Here is a 21,637-nt window from a genome sequence, read left to right on the forward strand (position 1 = left end):
CCTGCGGCCCCGAGGTCGCGCGAACCGTCAGGGGACGGCCGGGCGCAGCAGCGGGCGCTGGGCCGTCTTCTCCCGTTCGTAGTCGCGGCGGGCCTCGCCGGTCGTGGGGGTCGTGGCCACCTCGGCCACGGGCACGTCCCACCACGCCCGCGAGGACGGGGCGCCGATCAGGGGATCGGTGTCGACGTGTACGACCGTGGTGCGCGCGGACGCGCGGGCGGCGGCCAGCGCGGTGCGGAATTCGGCGAGCCCGTTCGCCCGGAGTACGTCCGCGCCCAGGCTGGCCGCGTTCGCCGCCAGGTCGATCGGCAGCACACCGCCGTCGAAGGTGCCGGATTCCCGGTCCCGGAACCGGTACTGCGTGCCGAAGCGTTCGGCGCCCACCGCCTCGGACAGCGCCCCGATCGAGGCGTAGCCGTGGTTTTGTACGAGCACGACGACGAGTTTGACGTCCTCGGCGACGGCCGTGACGATTTCCTGCGCCATCATCAGGTAGGAGCCGTCCCCGACCAGGACGAACACCTCGCGCTCGGGTGCGGCCATCTTCACGCCCAGGCCGCCGGCGATCTCGTAGCCCATGCAGGAGAACCCGTACTCGACGTGGTAGCCCAGCGGATCGGCCGGGCGCCACAGTTTGTGCAGGTCGCCGGGGATGGAGCCGGCCGCGGAGACCACCACGTCGTGCGGCGCCATCGCCTCGCGGACCGCGCCGATGATCTCGCTCTGGGCGGGCAGCGGGGTGTGGGCGCGGGCGAACGCGGCGTCGACCTCCGCGTCCCAGCGACGCACCGCCTCGGCCGCGCGGGTGCGGTGTTCGGCCGGGGCGCTCCAGCCGGTCAGCGCCGCCGTCAACGCCTCCAGGCCCGCCCGCGCGTCCGCGACCAGCGCCACGCCGGCGTGCTTGGCCGCGTCGAACGCCGCGATGTTGAGGTTGACGAAGCGCACGTCGGGGTCGGCGAACAGGGTCCGCGACGCGGTGGTGAAGTCCTGCCACCGGGTGCCGATGCCGAGCACCACGTCGGCGTCGTGGGCCAGCGCGTTCGCCGCGACGGAGCCCGTGTGGCCGATCCCGCCGACGGCGGCCGGGTGTTCGTGCGGCAGCGCGGCCTTGCCCGCCTGGGTGACCGCGACCGGGATGCCGGTGGCCGCGGCGAAGGCGGCCAGCGCGGCGGTCGCGTCGGCGTGCACCACACCGCCGCCGGCCACGATCAGCGGCCGGCGCGCGCTCCGCAGCACCGCGACCGCGGCGGCCAGCGAGTCGGGGTCGGGCACCGGCCGGCGGACGTGCCACACCCGCTTGGCGAACAACTCCTCGGGGAAGTCCCACGCCTCGGCCTGGACGTCCTGCGGCAGCGCGAGGGTGACCGCCCCCGTCTCGGCCTGGTCGGTGAGCACCCGCATGGCCTGAACCGCCGCGTGCGCGAGTTGCTCCGGGCGCTGGACGCGGTCGAAGAAGCGGGACACCGGCCGGAAGGCGTCGTTGACGCTGATGTCGGCGGCGTACGGCAGTTCCAGTTCCTGCAGGACCGGCGAGGCCACGCGGGTGGCGAACGTGTCGCCCGGCAACAGCAGCACCGGCAGCCGATTGATCGTGGCCAGCGCGGCGCCGGTGATCATGTTGGTCGCCCCGGGGCCCACCGACGTCGTGCAGGCCAGCGTCGACAGCCTGCGCCGGGTGCGGGCGTAGGCCACCGCCGCGTGCACCATCGCCTGCTCGTTGCGGGCCTGATGGTAGGTCAGGTCGCCGGGCCGCTCCAGCAGCGCCTGTCCGATCCCGGCCACGTTGCCGTGCCCGAAGATCCCGAAGCAGCCCTCGATCAGCCGGTGTTCGACGCCGTCGCGTTCGCTGTACTGGCGGGAGAGGAAGCGCACCAGCGCCTGTCCCGTGGTCATCCGCACGGTGTTCGTCGTGCGTACGGTGCTCATCGTGGTCCCTCCGCATCGCACATCGGCACCCGCGGGTCGCGTTCCACGCTCTCCCAGGACTGCCGGACCCAGTGGTGTTCGGGGTCGTCGCAACAGGCCATCGTGCGCTGTGGATGCGGGCCCGCGAGCACGTTCAGGTAGTACATCGGGTATCCCGGCGGCGCCATCGACGGGCCGTGGTAGCCGCGCGGCACCAGGACCACGTCGCCCTGGCGCACCTCGGCGAGCACGTCCACCTCGTGCCCGTCGTAGACCCGCTGGTAGCCGAAGGGGCGCCCGGGGCCGCCGGAGGAGCCGAGTTCGAAGTAGTAGATCTCCTCCAACACCGCCTCCCCGGGGCGGGCCTCGTCGTGCTTGTGCGGCGGGTACGAGGACCAGTTGCCGCCCGGCGTGAGCACCTCCACCGCGACCAGGCGGTCGCAGCCGAAGCCGTCCGGCGCGGCGAAGTTGTTGACCTGCCGCGAGGCGGCGCCCGCGCCGCGTACCTCCACCGCGACGTCGCCGGCCAGCACGTACGCCGGGGCCAGGCGCCGCTCGCAGCGAGCCGCCGGGAGCGCGAAGCGGCCGCCGCGCTCGGAGGTCACGCTCACGCGCGCGTCGCGCGGGGCGTAGACGAAGTCGCTCACCCGCGCGAACACGTGTTCACGGCCCGCGAGTTCGTAGGTCTCCTCGTCGACGGTGACCGTGCACGACCCGGCCAGGGGCAGCACGATCGTCTCCGCGTCGCCCGTCTCGAACCGGCGGGTCTCGCCCGGCGCCAGCTCCAGCACGCGCAGCGAACTGTAGGCCCAGCCCGCCGACTCGGGGGTGATCGCCACGCGGAAGCCGCCCTCGGCGGTGCTCCCGTCGGGCAGGTGCAGGGCGCTCACCGCGTGGCCCCACGCACCAGGGACACGGCGGTGTCGACCGCGCCGGCCACGTCGCCGTCGTGCGGGAAGAGCATGGTGCGTCCGATGATCAGGCCGCGCACGTGCGGGATCTCCAGCGCGCGCTGCCAGGAGGCGTACATCGCGTCGACGTCGCCGCCGCCCTCGCCGCCCAGGAGCAGCGTGGGCATGGTGGTCGAGGCCATCATGCGTTCCATCTCGTCGACGACGGGCACCTTGAGCCACGTGTACGCCGAGGTGCGCCCCAGTGCGGCGGAGATGTTGTTGACCTTCATCTGCGCGTCGGGGGTGAGGATGTTGCGGACCTTGCCGTTCTCCCGGATCGACAGGAACGGCTCTATCAGCGCCAGGAGTTCGCGTTCGGCCAGCTCGTTGACCGCGTTCGCGGTGCCGATCAGCGTCTCGGCGGTGCCGGCGTCGGCCGGGTCCACGCGCAGCAGGATCTTGCCGCCGTCCAGGCCGCCCTCGGCGATGCCGCGCGCGTCGTAGGAGCCGAACCGGTCGTCGAGTTCGAAGCTCGCGCCGGGGATGCCGCCGCGGTTCATCGAGCCCAGGACCAGCTTGCCGTCCAGCGCGCCGAGCAGGATCAGGTCCTCGACGATGTCCGGGGTGCCCAGGAAGCCGTCCACCCCGGGGCGGGCCAGCGCCTCGACGCAGCGCGCGAGCAGTTCGTGCCGGTCGCCCATCGCGGTGGGGTCGCCGCCGGCGGCGATCGCGCCGCGCGCGGCGTGGTCGGCGGCGAGGATGAACAGCGGACGGGCGAAGCCGGCGCGCTCGAACCGGGGTCGGGCCAGCGCGGCGCGGCGAATGGCGCCGGGGTCGGTCAGGCGGGTGGCGACGACCGAGGCGATGTCGGGGGCGATGCTCACAGCTGTCCTTCGGTAGGGGTGGAAACGGGGGTGGCGCTCGGGGTGGAGCCGACGGCGGACCCGGAGGCGGCGCCGGCGGAGCGCGCGATCAACTCGTCGATCTCGGCGAGGGTGGGCATCGCGTCGGCGCACGCGTGTCGGCCGGCCACCAGGGCGCCGGCGGCGTTGGCGATCTCCAGCGTGCGGCGCAGCGGCAGTCCGCCGGCCAGGCCCGCCGCGAGCGCGCCGCCGAACGCGTCGCCGGCGCCGAGGCCGTTGACCACGTCGACGGGGATGGGCGCCAGCCGGATCTCCTCCGTGGCGGTGCGCGCCAACACGCCGGCCGGCCCCTGCTTGACCACGGCCAGTCGCACGCCGCGCGCGAGCAGGCGGTCGGCGGCCTCGTCGGGGTCGCGGGTGCCGACGGCGACCTCGACCTCGTCGCGGTTGCCCACGGCCACGGTGGCGTGGGCCAGGGCCCGGGCGTACCAGGCGGGCGCCTCGCTCGGGTCGGCCCAGAACATCGGCCGCCAGTCCAGGTCGAGCACGGTGTCGCCGCCCTCGACCCGGTCGGCGACGGCGCGCAGGGTGGTGGTGCGCGAGGGTTCGGCGGACAGTCCGCTGCCGGTGATCCACACGATGCGCGCGGTGCGCAGCGCCTCGGTGTCCAGGTCCTCGACGGTCAGCGCGAGGTCGGGGGCGTTCGGCCGGTAGAAGTAGAGCGGGAAGTCGTCCGGCGGGAAGATCTCGCACAGCACGACGGGCGTCTGCCGGCCGGAGACGGTGACCACGTGGCGGTCGGCGACACCGAAGCCGCGCAGCGCGCGCCGCACGAAGTCGCCCAGCGGGTCCTGGCCCACGCCGGTGACCACGCTCGTGCGCAGCCCGTGCCGGGCGCCCGCGACGGCGACGTTGGTCGCGCTGCCGCCGAGGTATTTGGCGAAGGTGCGCACGTCGGCCAGGCCGACGCCGATCTGTTCGGGGTACAGGTCCACGCTCACCCGGCCGAGGGTGATCAGGTCCCGGGCGTCGCTCATCGGGCGTCCGCCGCGACGCGGTTCGTGTCCGGGGACGGCGCCGCGGCGCGGTCCACGTACAGGGACGGGCGTTCGCAGGTGACGACCAGGGTGGCCGGCCACGCGGGGTCGTAGTCCCCGGCCGCGCCCAGGCGGCGGACCGCCTCGCGCTTGTGCTCGCCGTGTACGACCATGACCGCGCGTCGCGAGCGGGAGACGATCGTGTGCACGCCGACGGTGACGCCGTGCCGGGGGACCTCGTCGAGCGAGGCGTAGTCGGGGAAGGTGCCGAGGTTGTCGCGCCGGGTGCTGTCGGGCAGTTCGACGACGCGGCTGCGGCTGTCGCGGGGCGCGCCGGGCGGGTTGAAGGCGATGTGTCCGTCGGTGGCGCCGGAGGCCAGGATGAACAGGTCGATGCCGCCCGCGTCGGCGAGGCGGGTGTCGTAGGCCTCGGGGTCGGCGGGGTCGGGGAACCAGACGGCGTCGGCGGGGATGCCGCGCCCGGGGCCGGCGGCCGCGTTCAGCGGGGCGACGATCTCCTCGGCGGCGAAGCGGTGGCAGCTGTTGTGCGCGGTGTGGTCGATGTCGGTGTAGCCGTCGGGGCCGGCCACCACGTATTCGTCCATCATCGCGATCACCACGTGCCGCAGGTCCAGGCCGCGGGCGGCGACCTGTTCGGCCAGCGCGTCGTAGACCGGCTTGGGGCTGCGGCCGCCCGGGCAGCCCAGCACGTAGCGCACGCCGGCCGCGGCGGCGGCGACGATGCCGTCGGCGATCTCGCGGGCGAGCGCGTCGCCGAGGTCCGCGGGCGCGTCGAAGACCCGGAGGGGAAGGGGGGCTGGCATGGGTGTCACTCCTTGACGGCGCCCGCGAGCATTCCGCTGATCATGCGGCGCTGGAGGGCGATGTAGCTGATGAGCACGGGAAGGGCGACCAGGACGGCCGCGGCGGCGGTCACGCCCGGATCGCTGTTGCGGCGGTTGCCGGCGAAGAACGACAGGGCGAGCGGTGCGGTCTGCACCGAGCGGTTGTCGGGGACCAGGACCAGGGCGAGCAGGAACTCGTTCCAGGCGAAGAGGAAGAGCAGGGTGGCCAGGGTGCCGATCGCGGGCGTCGCCATCGGCAGCAGCACCGAGCGCAGGGTGCGCAGGCGGGACGCGCCGTCGACCGCGGCGGCCTCGCGCAGCGCGGGCGGGGTGGAGACGAAGAAGGTCCGCATCCAGAACACCGCGAAGGGCAGCGACAGTCCGATCTGCGGCAGGATCAACGCCCAGTAGGTGTTGACCAGTCCCCAGTCCTTGAGCTGGTAGTAGAGCGGGATGACGGTCGCCTCGTACGGCATCACGAGCCCGATCAGCAGCAGCCCGAGCATCGGGCCCTTGAGCGGGAACGGGAAGAACGCGAGGGCGTAGCTCGCCAGTACCGCGAGCACGATCGTGCCGATCACCACGGCGGCGGCGACGATCAGGCTGGAGGTGAGCGCGTCCGAGAACAGACCGCGCCGCCACGCCTCGGTGAAGTTGTCGAAGCTGATCGAGGTGGGGATGGAGAATCCGCTGGTGCGCGTGCCGGGTTCGCCGAACGCGAGCAGCAGGACGGACAGGAACGGGTAGAGCGCGACGAGGGCGGCGACCGCGAGGATCGCGTGGCCGATGACGGTCTGTCGGCGACTGTTGCTCGGCATCGGTCAGCCCTCCTTGCCGCGCACGAGGCGCATGATCACGCCGGTGACGACGAGCACCACGGCGGTCAGGCAGACGCTGATCGCGGCGGCACTGCCCACCTCGTGGGTGAGGAACGCGCCCTGGTAGACGAACACGCTGGGCACGGTGGTGGAGGTGCCCGGGCCGCCCGCGGTGGTGTTCCACACGAGGTCGAAGTTGCGCAGCGCGTAGGTGATGGTGAGGACCAGTGCGATGGCGATCTCGCCGCGCAGGGCGGGCAGGGTGACGGTGAAGAACTCCCGAATGGGGCCGCAACCGTCGAGCCGGGCCGATTCGTACAGTTCGGTGGGGATCTTCTGCACGCCGGCGAGGAAGAGCACCATGCACAGGCCGTACATCACCCAGGTGCCGACGATGCCGACCGCGGGCAGTGCGGTGTCGTAGTCGCCGAGCCAGGCCCGCGCGAGCGAGCCCAGGCCCACCGCGCGCAGCCCGGCGTTCAGCGGGCCGTCGATGTCGTAGATCCACCGCCACGACACCGCGACCACCACGGTCGCCAGGATCTGCGGCAGGAACAGCACGGCGCGGAAGAAGCTCAGTCCGCGCACCCTGATCCGCGACATCAGCGCGGCCAGGAACAGCCCGAGCGCGACGGGGAAGACCGCGTAGAAGACGACGAAGACCAGCGAGTGCGCGATCGCGGAGGGGATCCGGCCGTCGTCCAGGAGCGCGGAGTAGTTGTCCGCGCCGACCCAGCGGCCCTCGGTGATGCCGTCCCAGGTGAACAGCGACACCCAGGCCGTCTGGCCCAGCGGACGCAGCACGAACAGCGTGTAGAACACGGCGGCCGGCAGCAGGTAGAAGAACGCGGGCCAGTACTGTCTCGCGCTCCACGCGCGCAGGCCGCTCACGACGCGGCCTTCCGGTCCGCCCGCTGTTTGGCCGCGAACGCTTCCCGGTCGTCCTGGAGCGCCTTGGCGAAACCGCTCGGCGAGGTGTGCTTGGCCAGCAGGTCCTGGGTCTTGGCGCCGATGGTGTCGTACATCGTGGTCGAGGCCCAGTCGAGGTAGAAGTTCTGGCCGTCGTCGACCAGGAGCTTCAGACCGATCGTGTTGACCTGCTCGACCACGGGGCTGCCGGCCTTGACCTTGCCCGCGCCGGTGACCGGGGTGCGGCCGACGTCGGCGATGGTCTGCGCGAACTCGTCGCTCATCAGCAGGTCCAGGAACGCCACCGCGGCGGGCAGCTTCTTGGTCTTGGCGCCGATGTGCCAGCCCAGGCCCAGCGAGCCCACGGTCGCGCGGGTGCCGTCGGCGCGGGCGGGCAGGGTGAAGCCGACCTTGCCGTTCATGTTCTCCTGGAGCGAGGGCGCGTTCCAGGAGCCGGCGACGAGGAACGCGCCCTCGCCGGCGCCGAACTTGGCGACCGCGTCGTCGGAGCTGATGCCGTTGTATCCGGGGCCGAAGTAGCCCTGTGCCGCCCAGTCCTGCACGGTCCGGGCGGCGTCCACGGTGCCGGGGTCGGCCACCGTGGTGCCGGGTACGCCGCTGATCCACGAACGCACGTCGCGGCTGGGCACGTTCTGGCCCTGGACCAGGCCGATGACCTGGCTCGCCGGATACTTCTCGGCGTTGCCGAGCATGATCGGCTGTTCGCCCGCGGCCTTGACGCGGTCGAGCGCGGCGGTGAACTCGGCGTAGGTCTGCGGCGGCGCGATGCCCAGCTTGGCGAGCTTGTCGGTGTTGTAGAACACGCCGACGTACTCGGTGGCGGGACTGATGCCGTACAGGCTGCCGGAGCCGAAGATCGAGCCGTCGGGCGACCAGCGGTACTGCTTGAGCGCGCCCTCGGTGAAGGTGTTCTCCCACCCGTAGGTGCGCATCACGTCGTCGAGCGGGCGGATCAGTCCGGCCTTCACCAGCGGGCCGTCGGTGCCGTAGCCCTGGTTGCCCTGGGCGAGGTCGGGCGCGTCGGAGCCGGACATCGAGTTGACGACGGTCTTCATCAGGTCGTCGAAGCCCTTGGTGGCGACCTCGACCTTGACGTTGGGGTACTTCTTCTCGTACAGCGGCACGAGGGCCTTGAGCGTGTTCTCCTCGCCGGCGTCGGCGAGCACGCGCAGCTTGGTGTCGCCCATGGCCTTGACGTCCTCGGCGGTGACCCGTTGGGTCACGGGACCGCCGGCGAGGTCGGAGGCGACGGTGGTGCCGCCCGCGCCGGGGACGCCGCACGCGGTGGCGAGGATCCCGGTCAGGGCGATCCCCGCGACCGCGGTCCAGCGCAGAGATTTCATGGTTGCTCCCGGATCCGACCACCGTGGGTGGTCAAGGGGGACCGAGGGGCGGCCTGGCGGGGCGCCCCTCGGGATCGGGGTCGGGGTCAGACGAGTTCGGCGACCTTGGCCGCGAGCCACGCGCGGTTGGCGGCCTGTTCGGCGGCCACGGTCGGGTAGAGCTCGGCGGGGGTGGGCGCGCGGTCCTGCTCGATCAGCAGCCACTCGCGGTAGCCGCCGCGCAGGAGGGCGACCAGGAATCGGTCGATGTCGACGTCGCCGCGGCCGAAGGGCACGCACACGTTCGCCCACCACGTGTCGAAGTCGGTGCGGCGTTCGGCCTTGGCCAGGGCCAGCACGCTCGTGTCGACGTCTTTGAGGTGGACGTGGTTGATCCGCTCCCGCCAGCGGTCCAGGCACTCGACCGGGTCGCCGCCCGCGAGTTGGATGTGGGCGATGTCCAGCGTCAGGCCCACCTCGGTGAGGTCGAGCAGCCGGTCCACCTCCCAGGGCGATTCGACGAAGGTGCTGATGTGCGGGTGGAAGGAGGTGCGCAGCCCGTACGAGCGGGCCAGCGCGACGGCCTGTGCGGACAACTCCGCCAGTCGCCGCCACCCGGCGTCGTCGAGCGCGAGCGAGCGGTCCTCCCAGGCGCGGGCCGGGTTGTGCAGCAGGGCCTCGCTGCCCTCGTCGGCCAGGATCGCCAGCGGCGTCTCGCCGGTGGCCTCGGCGCACGCGGCCAACTCGCGGCAGGTCTGTTCCATCCGGGCCAGGTCGTGGGCCACCACGTCGTCGCCGAGCGCGTAGTGCACGGGGATGTAGGCCCCGACGGCGGCCAGGCCGTGCCGGGTGAACAGGGCGGCGGTCTCGGCCGGGGTGCCGAAGAATCCGGGCGGGCCCAACTCGCTGCCCGCGTACCCGGCTTCGGCCATCGAGGCGAGCAGGGCCTCGGGCGAGGTGCCGGCGCCGCCGGCGGCCTCGCCGTAGACGCCGTAGCTGACGGGGGCGTTGCCGATCCGCAGGGCGGGGCCGGTGGGTCGGATCGTGGTCATCGGGCGTCACCTTCCAGGAGGGCGGCCTCGCCGCCGACGCGCACGTCGGCGCGGCGGGCGATCGCCGCGATCAGCGCCTGGAGGCAGCGCACGTCCTCGGCGGCTCCGCTCGCGGTCGAGCGCACCGGCGCGCCGTGCGTGATCGACGCGGCGAACTCCGCCAGTTGTACGACGAATCCGGTGTCGTAGCCGGAGCGCACGAGCGAGTCGCGGCTGGCCCCGTCGTGGGCGCGCTCGACCCGCAACGTGCTGCGCACGTCCACGAGGTAGGGCGCGGCCATGTCCAGGCGCAGTCGGCCGTCGCGGGCGAGCACGGCGACCTCCTCGCCGTATTCGGGGTGATCGGGCAGCCAGTTCCAGTTGAGCACCAGGCGCGCGGCCCCGTCGACACCCAGCGGCGCGGACGCCAGCAGGCACGGCGGTTCGCCCTCGACGGGCCACGGCCACAGGTCGGCCGTGTCGAAGGAGGTCGGCAGGGTGAAGCCGAGCGCGCGCAGCAGCGAGAGTTCGTGGATCACCGAGCCGTTGAGCACCTCGCGGTAGTAGCGGCCGAGTTCGGCCGGGACCTCGCCGAGGGCGTCGAGCGTGCGATCGGCCTCGTAGCGGATCGCCTCGGCGATCACCGTGCCGTCCGCGTCGTCGACCGGCGGCGGCATCCGCAGGTGCGCGACCTGGGGCTCGTCGGCCGGGTGCAGCACGGTCACGCGCACGGTGCGCGGGGTGTCGAGGGTGTCCAGTTCGGCCGCGGCGAGCGCGGTGATCGGGTCGTACATCTTCATGTAGCCGACCTGGAGCACCAGGCCGCGCTCGGCGGCCAGCGCGCCGAGCTCGTCGGCCTCGGCGACGGTCAGGCACAGCGGCTTCTCGGCGAGCACGTGCTTGTCGGCGAGCAGGGCGGCCTTGGCGTCGCGGGCGTGGGTGCCGGGGGTGGCCAGCAGTACGGCGTCCACGTCGGGATCGGCCAGGACCCGGGCGTAGTCGGTTTCGGCCCGCACGCCGGTGCCCTCTCGCGCGGCGACGGACGCCGCGCGGGAGGGCGACAGGTCGCACACGATCGCGGTGGTGACGACGTCGCCGAGGCGCCGGATCGCGGGCAGGTGCACCGACTGGGTGATCGTCCCGGCACCGACGACGGCGAGACGGACGGGTTCGCTTACCGGCATTGAGGGTTCCTTGCGCGTCGTGGTTGGGGCGGAAGCCGTCCACAGTGGACAGAACATCCATATCGGATGGGTCGTCCGTAACGGACAGGAGGGTGTCATCGGAATGACGGGTTCCGCTTGTCGCTTCTTCCCGGATCATGACCTACGGCAGACCAGTTAGTCCAGAGATTGGACCAGATTCGCATCTGGTCTGGCGATTGGTTCTTCTGGTATGTTCTCGCGCTGTGACAGTCAGCGACGATCTCCCCGCCGCCGCGGGACCCGCCGTGCAACTCGCCTACCGGGCACTGGCCCAGGCGTTGGACCGACGCGAGTTCCCCGCGGGCAGCCGCCTGCCCGGCGAGCGCGCGCTCGCCCAACGGTTGGGAGTCAGCCGCAGCAGCCTGCGCCTGGCCCTGGCCGGTCTGGAGCGCGACGGCCGGGTGCACGCCTCCGCCCAACGCGGGTGGTACGTCTCCACCGACATGGTCAGCGAGCCGCCGAGCCTGCTGCGGAGCTTCACCGACATCGCGCGGGACCGCGGCCTCACCGCCACCGCCCGGCTGCTGACCCGGCGGGTGCGGCCGGCGAGCTACGAGGAGGCGGTCCGACTGCGTGTCGCGCCCGCCTCCGAGGTGGTGGAGATCACCCGGGTGCGCGGGCTGGACAGCGTCCCCGTGTGCCTGGACACCACCGTGCTCGTCCGCGACCGGGCGCGGGCGCTGGAGACGGCGGAGCTGGAGAACCGTTCGCTGTTCGCGCTCCTGGAGGAGACGGGCGTACACATCCTGCGCAGCCAGTACACCGCGCACGCGGACGCCGCCGACGCGGTCACCGCCGAGCTGCTGCGGGTGCCCGTGGGCTCGCCGGTGCTGATCGGCGAGGAGGTCACCTTCGATCGCAGCGAGGCGCCGGTGCTGCTGGGGCGGGCGGTGTATCGCGGGGACGCGTATCGCTTCGAGGCCACACTGCATCGGGGGACCGAGTAGGGGCGGCCGGCGGGCCCGCGGGCACCCCGAGTGCCCGCGCCGCGTACGACCGATGAGCAAGCCATCGTTGGAGAACCCTTGAACACCTTCGTGACCGCGGCCCTGGACGTGGGCGGCACCAAGATCGCCGCCGCGCTCGTCACCGCCGACGGAACCGTCCTGCACCGCGACGAACGCCCCACCGTCACCGCCGGGCGGCTGCGCGACCCCGGGCTCGCCGGCACCCGGGCGGCGGCGGTCGAGCTTTTCGCGGCGGCACGACGCCTGGGGCTGACGGTGAGCGGGCTGGGCGCCGGTTTCCCCGAATACGTGGACGCCGCCGGGCTGCTGACCAGCCGTGAGGTGTTGGCGTGGGACAAGCAGCCGCTCGACGTGCTGTCCGCGCTCGCGCTCGACGTCCCGTGCGCGGTGGGCTCGGACGTGCGCTGCGGCGCGCTCGGCGAGGCCCGGCACGGCGCCGGTCGTGGGCTGGAGGGCTTCTTCTACGTCTCGCTCGGCACCGGTCTGTCCTCGACGTTCGTGCTCGACGGCAGGCCCGTGACCGGCGCGCGCGGCGAGGCGATCGCGCTCGGCGAGTTCGAGGTACCGGCGTCGGTGGACCCGAACTGGTCGGGCAACCTGGAGAGTTACGCCTCCGGGCGCGGGATCGGCGAACGCTTCGGCGTGGCCGGGACCCGCGAGGTGCTCGCCGCGGGCGGGCCCCGGGCGGCGGCCGTGCTGGACTCCGCCGGCCGCGCGTTGGGCACGGTCCTGGCCGCCGTGGTGCGACTGCTCGATCCGGCCGCGATCGTGGTGGGCGGCGGGCTGGGCAGCGCCGCCGGGCCGGTGCGCGCGGCGATGGAGCGCGCCTACGCCGAACACACGGCCGCGCGCTCCGCGGCACCGCCGCTGCGTACGGCCGCGCTCGGCGCGGACGCCGGACTCGTGGGTGCCGCCGCGCTGGTGTGAACACGGGCGGGCGAGGCGCCGGGCGCGGCCGGCCGTACTCGCCACCCGCGCCGCCGCGCTGCTCGCGGTGGGCCCACCCCCGCCCGCGCCCCGTCACCCGCCCCGGCCCGCGGTGAGGGGCCGCGGGGCCGGGGCGGGGAGGCAGGCGCCCGGGCGGGGTCAGGTGGTCCGCTTGGTGGTGAGGTATTCCTCCCAGGTCCCGACGCCCACCGCGTGCTCCCGCGTGACCAGGCCCCCGGCGCGGAACCCGGCGCCCGTCCTGCCCGGGATGCGCACGGGCAGGACCCTGCGCCGCCTGCCCGTCGCCTCCAGCCAGGAGCGTGCCAGGTCCGCCGCCTCGTAGACGCGCGGCCCGCCCATGTCCGGGACCCGCCCGGCCGGCGTACCCTGCGCCAACTCCACCAGGCGGTCGGCCACTTCACCCTGATCCACGGGTTGGCACTCGGTCTTCGACGGGACCAGGACGACGGGTGCCTTGGCCAGCACGCCGAACGCCTTGTTCAGCAACTCGGGGAACTGCGTCGCGCGCAGGTTCGTCCACGGGACGCCCGACTCGGCCAGCAACCGCTCACCCTCGACCTTGATCCGGTAGTAGGAGTACGGGATCCGGTCGACGCCGACGATCGAGATGTTCACGATGTGCCCGACCCCGGCCCGCCGCGCCGCGTCCAGCAGGTGCCGCCAACCGGGGATGTCGTGCTTCGGCCGCCGCGTGTCCGACGCGCAGTGGATGATCGTGGCGACACCGTCGAGTGCCGCGTCGAGACCCGTACCCGTTCGCAGGTCCGCGGTCACCCAGGTCACCCCCGGATCGTCGGGCAGCGCCGTCCGGCGGGTCATCGCCCGCACGGGCACGCCGGCACGCCGTATCCGGTCCAGCACCTCACGCCCCAGCACACCGGTCGCACCCGTCACCAGGATCACGTTCTCGCTCATCGGTCCTCCTCGCCACGGGGACGCCGCACCTCCGCGACGCCGCCCTCGTCAGCAAGGAACCGGACGGCTACGCGTTACGTGACAACTCTCGGCACTGTTCTTCGAGAAATTTCAGCTTCTCCGGATTCCGGACCATCCGCACGCCCGCGATGCCCTCCGCGCCGACCTCCACCACCGCGGCCGTCGTGAGCGCTCCGCCCTCCCAGCCCAACAGCGCCGCGTCGCCGTTGACCTCGGCGAAGCCGAACTCCATACCGGAGGAGAAGCGGGCCACCAGACCCATGAGGAACCGGGCCACCTTGTCCCGACCGAAGACCGGGCGCGTGGACGCGGTGACCTTGCCGCCCCCGTCGGACCACGCCACGACATCGCCCGCGAGCAGCGCCTCCAGTTCGTCGAGCGCCCCCTCGGCCGCCGCCGCGAGGAAGCGCGCCAACAGGTCGGACCGCACCGCCGCGGGGGCCTCGAAACGCGGCCGCCCGGACGCCAGACGCAGCCTGGCCCGCCGATGGGTCTGCCGGGAATTGGCCTCCGACCAGTCCAGCACGTCGGCGATCTCCCGATGGCTGTATCCGAACGCGTCCCGCAGCACCACGACCGCCCGCTCCGGCGGCGACAACCGCTCCAGCATCACGAGCATCGCCATCGACACCGCGTCCCGCTGTTCGGCGGTCTCCAACGGCCCGAGCACCCCGGTGTCCGTCCGCACCGGCTCGGGCAACCACGGCCCGACATACTCCTCGCGCCGGACCCGCGCGGACGTCAGCCGGTTGAGGCACAGATTCGTCAGCACCTTGGCCAACCACGCCCCCGGCGCGTCGATGTGTTCCCGCTCGGCCGCGTGCCAGCGCAGATACGCGTCCTGCACCGCGTCCTCGGCCTCGGCCGCCGACCCCAACATCCGATACGCGATCCCGAACAGCCGCCCCCGCTGCGCCTCGAACTCCGCGGTCGGATCGGGAAGCGGGTCGACGGTCACGAAACCCACCGTACAAGCCCCCCACCCTCACACCACCACCACCTCGAACGGAGCGACACCGCGCCCGCCCCGGTTTCGGGCCGCTGCGGGCTTGGGCGGTGGTCGGAGCGTGGGGGAGGGGGTGTCGGTGGGGGGTTCTAGGGTCGATGGTGATACTCGGCCTCCCGTATGGGGGGTCGGGGGTGTGTGGCGTGATGGTTCGTGCCGGATCGGGGCAGGGGAAGGGCCGGGGTGGACGAGGCGGGGGATGCGGGCGGGGGTTCGGGTGGGATTTCGTCCGGGCTCTCGACGGAGGGCTCGCGCGAGTTCGTGGAGGACATCGTCGTCGTTCACGAGGGCGGCGGCATGGTGCACTTCCTGTTGATCACGTACGCCCCCGGTGACTCGGGCAACGCGGCGGGGTACGTTTTCCGGCGTCCCGTCGGCAGCGACGAGCCGGCCGAGAACATCCTCGCGACCAACGACACGCTCCGCGAACTGTGGTGCTCGCCGCAGGGGCACGTGTGGGCGACGAGCAGTACCGGTCTGGTCTGGACGAGCGCGCCTGTTCCGTGGACGGACGCCATGCCGCCGGACCTGGAGTTCGACACGCCCGAAGGCGGCGTGACCTGGCGCCACACCGCGCTGCCCACCCAGGCACACAACCGGGGTCGGCCGAACCCCGCGGCCGTGTGGGGGACTTCGGACGACGACGTACACATCGCCACCTTCGGCGGCGTGCTCTACCACTGGAACGGCCTCGACTGGTCGCAGTTCCACCCGGGGATCGGCGCCCCGATCGGCGCCGTGCGCGGCCGCGCGGCGAACGACGTCTATGCCGTCGGCCACAGCGGAACCCTGCTGCACTTCGACGGCACCGCGTGGACACGGATCGCCGATCCGGACGGCCCCGACGCGGCCGACCTGCTGACGGGCATCGCCTTCGACACCGACGGCGACGTCTACGTCACCGGCAGGTCGGGCGGGGGCCGCATCCTCCGCGGGTCCGCGCGGCGCGGTTTCTCGGTGGCCGAACGCGACCGAGTCGCCGCCCTCGGCGTGGCGTTCGTCGCGGGAAGGTTGTTCTGTGCCGCGGGGAAGGGCGGCGTCGTGGAACCGACCACCCAGGGCCCGAAGACGCTTCGTGACGACATCGCCGCCTGGTCGATCGCCGAGGGCGAGGGCCGCGTCTACGTGACGGAGACACCGGGAGAGGCCGCGTACTCCGAACTCGACCTCGCCACCGGGCGATGGCATCGCCGGTACTACTGAGCGGCCTCTCGGGGTCGGTGTACTTCGGTGGGGAGGACGGCGGACGCGTGGTCGCGAGCCCGGGGCGGCTCGAACGTGAGGCTCGCGGTCCGCCCGCGTCGAGCCGCCGCGGCTACGGGGCGGCGTCCGCGAAGGAGTCGAGCGGGATCGGTACGAACATCGGGGCCTCCCGGTCCGGTTCCAGCGCCGTCGGGCCGTACAGCCAGTCGACGAACGTGTAGTCGTAGGTGTCGCGTTCGCGCAGGATGCGGTTGCGCTGTGCCCGGGCCAGGCCGTCGAGGTGCCAGAGTTCGCCCCAGGCGCGGGCGGTGCGCTGCACACGGCGGCAGTGCTCGGGGCGGACCGCCTGGTAGCCGGCGAGGGCGGCGGCCCAGTCCACGGTTCCGTCGGCCGCGCGGTTTCGGGCCGCGTGCCGGGCCAGCACCCAGCCGTCCTCGAGCGCCATGATCGCGCCCTGCGCCAGGTATTGCAGCGGTGGATGGGCCGCATCGCCGAGCAGGGCGACCCGGTCGAACACCCATGTGTCCACCGGTTCGCGGTCGAACATGCGCCACCACCGGTCCCGCCACATCAGCGGGATGCCCGCCCGGACCTGCTCGGCGGTGTCCGCGAACGCCTCGTCGAGTTCGTCGGGCGTGCCCCAATCATCCTCGCCGGCGAGGGCCTTCGGCGACTGGAACACGGCGACCTGGTTGAACATCTCGCCACCGCGCAGGGCGTACTGCACGAAGTGGCAGCGCGGGCCCACGTATACGACGACGGCGTTCTCGTGCACCCGCTGATCGCGGACGTCGTCGATGGGGACCGCGCCGCGGTAGGCCACGTAGGACGAGCCGACCGGAGCGTCGCCGACGAACCGGTCGCGGGCGACCGAGTGGAGGCCGTCCGCCGCGATCACCACGTCGGCATCCTCGATGCGGCCGTCCGCCAGGACGACCGAGGGCCGCGGGCCCCGGGTGCGGTATTCGACGACCCGGCTGTCGGTGGCCAGGTCGACGCCGGCGCGCCGGCACGCGTCGAGCAGCAGGGCGTGCAGGTCGCTGCGGTGGATCACGATGTACGGGAAGCCGTAACGTCGTTCCAGGTCCCGCAGGTCGAGGCGGGTGAGTTCGGTGGCGTCGACGGCGTCGAACATCACCATGGTTTCCGGTACCACGCCCCGTCGCTTGGCCTCGTCCAGCAGGCCGTACTCGTGCAGGACGCGGGTGCCGTTGGGGGCGAGTTGCAGCCCCGCGCCCACTTCGCCGAACTCCGGTGCCGCCTCCAGCACGCGGACCCGCAGGCCCTCGCCGGCCAGGGCGAACGCGGCACCGAGGCCGCCGATTCCGCCGCCGACGACGAGGACGTCCGCCGTGTCGGGGTGGGTGGGGCGGGTTGTCCCCGGGACCCGAGGGGTCGTGTCATCGGTCATTGCGGGTGTCCTCACAGCCATGCGGGAAGTTCGGGTGCCGGTGCGCCGGACGCGGTGGGCAAGGTCGCCACGCGACCGGTCAGGTAGGCGGTGATGTCGGCCAACGGCGCACGGATCGCGGCCGGTTCGCCGGGTCCGGCCAGTCGCCACGTACGGGCGGCGTCGAGGTCGGTGGCCGTCAGCGCCACGGCCGGGGTGGTCCGGGCGTCGTGCCGGTCGACGGCTTCGGCGGCCAATCGCTCCAGAAAGTCCGCGGGGAAGGCGGCGAATCCGACCCCGGCCGCCAAGTCGACGGCGTGTACGCACACTTCGCGCGCCCGCAGCCAGGGGATCTCCCCGGCGGGCAGGACGCGGCCCTGGGCGGTGACCACGTCGTGCGCCCACTGCCGCGCGGTGAGCGCGTCGAGGCCGGCCGCCAGGGTGGCGGCGGAGCGGGTCGCCCAGGCCGTCAACTCGGCGCCGGTCATCGTCGCGCCGCGTTCGATGCCGGCCCGGCGCTCGTCCGCGGACGCGTACATCGGGGTCGGCTCGCCGGTGGCGGCCCACCGCACCAGGTTGCCCAGGGCGTCCGCGTTGGCCGCGACATGCGCGACCAGGTGCCGACGCGTCCAGCCGGGCAGGGCGGTTCGGGCGTCGAACGCGGCCTCGTCGAAGGCCGCGCAGGTGTCGAGGAACCGGGCGGTGCCGATCCTCGTCCAGTGCAGCGCCGCGTGCGCCGCGTGCGCCGCGTGCGCCGGATCGCCGGGCGCGCCGCTCACCGGGCGTCCGCGACGACGCGGTTGACCAGCCGGCCGATGCCGTCGATCTCGGCGACCACGGTCGCGCCCGGGTTCAGGTATCGGTGCGGGGTGCGGGCGTGCCCGACGCCGCCGGGCGTGCCGGTGGCGATCACGTCGCCGGGGGCGAGGCGGATCACCGTGGAGACGTATTGGACCAGCGCGACCGGGTCGAACAGGAGGTCGCCGGTGGTGTCGGACTGCATCACCTCGCCGTCGACGTCGAGCCGTACATCGAGCACCGGGCGCACACCGCCGGGCAGTTCGTCCGGGGTGACCAGGTAGGGGCCGATCGGCGTGGAGGCGTCCCACATCTTGCCCTGGAGCCACTCGCGGGTGCGGAACTGCCAGTCGCGGCAGGTGATGTCGTTGAGCACGGTGAACCCGGCGATGGCGGCCTCGGCCTCGGCGGCGGTCGCCCGGCGCACCGGCCGGCCGATGACGAGGGCGAGTTCGACCTCCCAGTCCAGTTCGGCGGTCTCGGCCGGGTGCGGGATGTCGTCGGTCGGTCCGGTCAGGCAGTCCGCGAATTTCGCGAACAGCGTGGGGTGACTGGGCAGTTCGCGGCCCATCTCCTGGATGTGGTTTCTGTAGTTGAGGCCGACGCAGACCACCTTGGACGGCCGCGGTACGACCGGGGCGAAGTCGGCGCCGGCCACGGGAAAGCGGTCGCCGGCGGCGCACGCGGCCCGCTCGCGCCAGTTCGGGTCGGCGAGCAGCGCGCCGACGTCGGCGGCGCCGAGGTCGAGCAATTCCGCTCCGGCGAGCAGGACGGCACGGGTGCCGGCGGGGGTGCGCAGGGTGGCGAGCTTCATCGGGGGTCCTCGTCGGTGGTGGAGCGGTGGAGTCGCAGGGCTTCGAGGATCGGCGCGTCGCCGAACCGGAACAGGTCGAGGGCGCCGCTGTCGGAGTCGGTGGCACCGGCCTCGGAGCGGGCCGAGAACGGCGTCCAGGACGGCACCGTGAACAGGTCGCCGCGGGAGACGGACCAGGTCCGATCCCCGACGGTGACCGTCCCCGAGCCGTCGAAGACCTGGTAGACGGAGGACCCGGTCTCCCGCGACGGTGCCGTCTGGGCGCCGCGCACGATGCGGTGGAACTCGGCGCGGATCGTCGGCAGCACATCGCCGCCGCCGGCCGGATCGACGTAGCGCACGGCGGCGTGGCCGGGCTCCACGGTGCCGCCGTGACCCTCCTTCTCCAGCGCCAGCTGGTCGTCGAGCGCACGGTCGGTGACCGCCCACTTGTAGGACAACAGCGGCGAGCCCGGGGCGGCGCCGGCGGGTGCGGACAGCGGACGCAGCCCGGCGTGGCCCCAGAGCCGTTCGGAGCGGGAGCGTTCGGGTTTGGTGCGCTCGGCGGGGTCGAGTCGGTCGCGGCCGACCTCGAAGAACTGGCTTTCGACGCCGTATTGGAACGGGATGTCGAGGCCGTCGATCCAGGCCATCGGAGCCGCGGTGGCGTTGTGGTGGGCGTGCCGGTTCCAGCCGGCCTGGGGCAGGAAGTCGCCGCGGTTCATCGGCACGGGATCGCCGCCGACGACCGTCCAGACGCCGGAGCCCTCGACGACGAAGCGGAAGGCGTGCTGGGTGTGGCGGTGTTCGGGGGCGTCCTCGCCCGGCATGAGGTATTGGATGGCCGCCCACAGCGTGGGTGTCGCGAAGGGCCGGCCGGCCAGCCCGGGGTTGGCGAGGGCGATGGCCCGTCGCTCGCCGCCGCGGCCGACCGGTACGAGTTCGCCCGCACGCTCGGCGAGCCGGAGCAGGTTGTGCCACCTCCACAGGTGCGGCACGGCGCGCGAGCGCGGGTGGATCGGCATCAGGTCGCCGATCTCGGTCCACAGGGGGACGAGCAGTTCGCGGTCGAACCCCCGATACAGGGCCTCCAGGTCCGGAGTGACCTCCGGTCGGTTCGCTGCGGCGACGGCGCGCGGTTCGGCGTACGGCTCGTCAGGGCTGGTGGTCATGCGTATACGGTGGCGGCACAGCGCCGTACAGAAAACAAGATTCTGTCGTGCAGAACGTCTTCCCGGAGACAGCGTGGACAAGCCGCTCAAGACCCCGCCGCCGTACGCCCTCTCCGGCGTGGACAACGCCCTCAGGGCCGCCACGATGCTCCAGCTCGAGGGCCCGATGACGGTCAGCGAGGTGGCCCGGCGCCTCGGTGTGGCCATGTCCACCGCACACCGCCTGCTCGCGATGCTCGTCTACCGCGATTTCGCCGTCCAGGGACCCGACCGTGCCTACCGGGTGGGTCCGGTGCTGGAGCTGGCCACACATTCGCAGTCCGCCGTCTCCCGGCTTCGCACCGCGGCCCTGCCGCATCTGCGCCGGCTCGTCGACCTGGTGGGCGAGTCGGCCAACCTGATCGTACGCACCGGCGAGACCGTGCGGTTCATCGCCAGTGTCGAGTGCGCACAGGCGCTGCGGGTGGGCTCGCGCGAGGGCATGGTCTTCCCGGCGCACCGGACCACCGTCGGCCTGCTGCTGCTCGCCGAGTTGGACGACGCGGAGCTGGCGGCGCTGTACGCGGTCGAGCGCTGGGGGAACCGGGCCTTCGACCGGCCCGACCCGGTCGAGCTGCGCGCCGAACTCTCACGCGTCGCCCGCAACGGTTTCGCGGTCAACCGGGGCCACTCCGAGCGCGGCCTGGTCGCGGTCGGGGTGCCGGTGCGCGGCCCGGACGCCGCGGCGGTCGGCGGCCTGTCCGTCTCGATGCCGAGCGTGCGCTACGACCGGGCGCACCTGACCCGATGGGTCGCCACGCTCCGCTCCGCGGCGACCGCACTGGAGCGCGACCTCGCGACCGGCTGAGCCCCGGGCCCCGGACGGCCGGCTCAGCCGCGCACCCGCAGCTCGCCCGCCCGCGCCTCGCCGAGCGCCGCCAGGGCCTCGGCCAGCAGCCGCATCTGCTCGAACAGGTCCGGCCCGGACCCGGCCTGCATCGCGACGAAGGCCCCGTCGAAGCCCGCGATCGCGAAGTGGTCGAGCCGATCGGCGACGGCCCGGGCGATCTCGGCGCCCTCGCCCGCGAACGCGGCGGAGATCATCCCGTGCATGTACGCGCGCCCGTCACGGCGCACCTGCCCGATCAGCGCGCCGACCTCCGCCTCGGCCGCCTCCGAACTCATCACCAGCAGCAGATGCAACCGCAGGAAGTCCGGTCGGGACACGAACATCTCGCCCGTGCGCCGGAGGAACCAGTCCAGCCGCTCCCGCGGCGTCCCGGGCGGCGGCCCGCCGGCGTGCGCCGCGCGCATGGCCGCGAAGAAGTCGTACGCGCCGCGCGCCATGACCGCCGACAGCAGGCCGCCCTTGGACCGGAAGTGGTGGTAGACCGCGCTCTTGGGCAGACCGGTCTCCCGGCTCAGCGTGGACAGCGAGGTGGCGGCGTATCCGCGCTCGGCCATCATCCGCGTCGCGGCGTCCAGGATCTCCTCGCGGGAACGCCGCCCGCGCCGGTTGCTGCGTTTCGGGTCGGCCATGCGCCGAAGCATAGGTGCCGGGCGATCACCCGGAGTGCGGTCGGTGTTCTGCACAG

Annotated in this window: 21 protein-coding genes; 4 read left to right on the forward strand and 17 right to left on the reverse strand. The window is 73.1% G+C overall.

The window, feature by feature from the left end; translation table 11 throughout:
- Positions 1-27: 27 nt before the first annotated feature.
- The 10 genes from iolD to EMA17_RS03135 form a co-directional block, all read right to left on the reverse strand.
- A complete protein-coding gene (iolD, locus tag EMA17_RS03090) occupies positions 28-1,926 on the reverse strand; it encodes a 3D-(3,5/4)-trihydroxycyclohexane-1,2-dione acylhydrolase (decyclizing) (protein WP_126635276.1) in 1,899 nt (632 codons plus the stop codon).
- The gene (gene iolB, locus EMA17_RS03095; RefSeq protein WP_126635277.1) at positions 1,923-2,795 is read right to left on the reverse strand and encodes a 5-deoxy-glucuronate isomerase; all 873 of its coding nucleotides are present in this window, start codon (positions 2,793-2,795) and stop codon (positions 1,923-1,925) included. Before iolB ends, iolD begins: the two co-directional genes overlap by 4 nt.
- Entirely contained in the window at positions 2,792-3,676 is an 885-nt protein-coding gene (locus tag EMA17_RS03100; protein ID WP_218042643.1) for a Cgl0159 family (beta/alpha)8-fold protein, read from the reverse strand. The genes iolB and EMA17_RS03100 overlap by 4 nt, the downstream gene beginning before the upstream one ends.
- Before the next feature lie 2 nt (positions 3,677-3,678).
- Entirely contained in the window at positions 3,679-4,698 is a 1,020-nt protein-coding gene (gene iolC, locus EMA17_RS03105) for a 5-dehydro-2-deoxygluconokinase (protein ID WP_126635279.1), read from the reverse strand.
- Positions 4,695-5,522: a 6-phosphogluconolactonase gene (locus EMA17_RS03110; RefSeq protein ID WP_126635280.1), complete on the reverse strand. Its 828-nt coding sequence runs from the start codon at positions 5,520-5,522 to the stop codon at positions 4,695-4,697. The genes iolC and EMA17_RS03110 overlap by 4 nt, the downstream gene beginning before the upstream one ends.
- A gap of 5 nt (positions 5,523-5,527) precedes the next feature.
- Positions 5,528-6,361, reverse strand: a complete 834-nt coding sequence (locus tag EMA17_RS03115; RefSeq protein WP_126635281.1) for a carbohydrate ABC transporter permease — start codon at positions 6,359-6,361, stop codon at positions 5,528-5,530.
- A 3-nt stretch (positions 6,362-6,364) separates the two neighbouring features.
- Positions 6,365-7,252: a carbohydrate ABC transporter permease gene (locus EMA17_RS03120; protein WP_126635282.1), complete on the reverse strand. Its 888-nt coding sequence runs from the start codon at positions 7,250-7,252 to the stop codon at positions 6,365-6,367.
- Positions 7,249-8,634, reverse strand: coding sequence for an ABC transporter substrate-binding protein (locus tag EMA17_RS03125; RefSeq protein WP_126635283.1), 1,386 nt, complete (start codon positions 8,632-8,634; stop codon positions 7,249-7,251). The genes EMA17_RS03120 and EMA17_RS03125 overlap by 4 nt, the downstream gene beginning before the upstream one ends.
- An 86-nt stretch (positions 8,635-8,720) precedes the next feature.
- Positions 8,721-9,665 (reverse strand): sugar phosphate isomerase/epimerase family protein, encoded by a 945-nt coding sequence (locus tag EMA17_RS03130; protein ID WP_126635284.1) that lies wholly within the window; start codon positions 9,663-9,665, stop codon positions 8,721-8,723.
- Complete coding sequence (locus EMA17_RS03135; RefSeq protein WP_126635285.1) at positions 9,662-10,828, reverse strand: Gfo/Idh/MocA family protein; 1,167 nt, start codon at positions 10,826-10,828, stop codon at positions 9,662-9,664. The genes EMA17_RS03130 and EMA17_RS03135 overlap by 4 nt, the downstream gene beginning before the upstream one ends.
- Positions 10,829-11,052: 224 nt before the next feature.
- Between EMA17_RS03135 and EMA17_RS03140 the strand changes: the two genes are divergently transcribed.
- Both EMA17_RS03140 and EMA17_RS03145 read left to right on the forward strand, forming a co-directional pair.
- Positions 11,053-11,796 (forward strand): GntR family transcriptional regulator, encoded by a 744-nt coding sequence (locus tag EMA17_RS03140; protein WP_126635286.1) that lies wholly within the window; start codon positions 11,053-11,055, stop codon positions 11,794-11,796.
- A 78-nt stretch (positions 11,797-11,874) separates the two neighbouring features.
- Positions 11,875-12,744: an ROK family protein gene (locus tag EMA17_RS03145; RefSeq protein WP_126635287.1), complete on the forward strand. Its 870-nt coding sequence runs from the start codon at positions 11,875-11,877 to the stop codon at positions 12,742-12,744.
- A 159-nt stretch (positions 12,745-12,903) separates the two neighbouring features.
- On the opposite strand, the gene EMA17_RS03150 is transcribed toward EMA17_RS03145, so the two are convergent.
- Positions 12,904-13,680 (reverse strand): SDR family oxidoreductase, encoded by a 777-nt coding sequence (locus EMA17_RS03150; protein WP_126635288.1) that lies wholly within the window; start codon positions 13,678-13,680, stop codon positions 12,904-12,906.
- A 67-nt stretch (positions 13,681-13,747) separates the two neighbouring features.
- Complete coding sequence (locus EMA17_RS03155; protein WP_307721520.1) at positions 13,748-14,659, reverse strand: RNA polymerase sigma-70 factor; 912 nt, start codon at positions 14,657-14,659, stop codon at positions 13,748-13,750.
- A gap of 309 nt (positions 14,660-14,968) precedes the next feature.
- Between EMA17_RS03155 and EMA17_RS03160 the strand changes: the two genes are divergently transcribed.
- On the forward strand, positions 14,969-15,910 hold the full coding sequence (locus EMA17_RS03160; protein ID WP_126635290.1) for a WD40/YVTN/BNR-like repeat-containing protein: 942 nt from the start codon (positions 14,969-14,971) through the stop codon (positions 15,908-15,910).
- Between the two features lie 112 nt (positions 15,911-16,022).
- On the opposite strand, the gene EMA17_RS03165 is transcribed toward EMA17_RS03160, so the two are convergent.
- From EMA17_RS03165 to EMA17_RS03180, 4 genes are read right to left on the reverse strand one after another with little or no spacing between them, the layout of a single operon-like run.
- Positions 16,023-17,321: an FAD-dependent monooxygenase gene (locus tag EMA17_RS03165; protein ID WP_126635291.1), complete on the reverse strand. Its 1,299-nt coding sequence runs from the start codon at positions 17,319-17,321 to the stop codon at positions 16,023-16,025.
- 11 nt (positions 17,322-17,332) lie between these two features.
- The gene (locus EMA17_RS03170; RefSeq protein ID WP_371862951.1) at positions 17,333-18,079 is read right to left on the reverse strand and encodes a maleylpyruvate isomerase family mycothiol-dependent enzyme; all 747 of its coding nucleotides are present in this window, start codon (positions 18,077-18,079) and stop codon (positions 17,333-17,335) included.
- Positions 18,076-18,912 (reverse strand): fumarylacetoacetate hydrolase family protein, encoded by an 837-nt coding sequence (locus tag EMA17_RS03175; RefSeq protein WP_126635292.1) that lies wholly within the window; start codon positions 18,910-18,912, stop codon positions 18,076-18,078. Before EMA17_RS03175 ends, EMA17_RS03170 begins: the two co-directional genes overlap by 4 nt.
- Complete coding sequence (locus tag EMA17_RS03180) at positions 18,909-20,063, reverse strand: cupin domain-containing protein (protein ID WP_126635293.1); 1,155 nt, start codon at positions 20,061-20,063, stop codon at positions 18,909-18,911. The genes EMA17_RS03175 and EMA17_RS03180 overlap by 4 nt, the downstream gene beginning before the upstream one ends.
- A gap of 73 nt (positions 20,064-20,136) precedes the next feature.
- On the opposite strand from EMA17_RS03180, the gene EMA17_RS03185 reads away from it, so the two are divergent.
- Positions 20,137-20,910, forward strand: coding sequence for an IclR family transcriptional regulator (locus EMA17_RS03185; RefSeq protein ID WP_126635294.1), 774 nt, complete (start codon positions 20,137-20,139; stop codon positions 20,908-20,910).
- A 23-nt stretch (positions 20,911-20,933) separates the two neighbouring features.
- Here the strand turns inward: EMA17_RS03185 and EMA17_RS03190 are convergent, their stop codons facing one another.
- Complete coding sequence (locus EMA17_RS03190; protein WP_174861291.1) at positions 20,934-21,581, reverse strand: TetR/AcrR family transcriptional regulator; 648 nt, start codon at positions 21,579-21,581, stop codon at positions 20,934-20,936.
- Positions 21,582-21,637: the final 56 nt, after the last annotated feature.

This window comes from Embleya hyalina, assembly GCF_003967355.1.
GTDB lineage: Bacteria > Actinomycetota > Actinomycetes > Streptomycetales > Streptomycetaceae > Embleya > Embleya hyalina.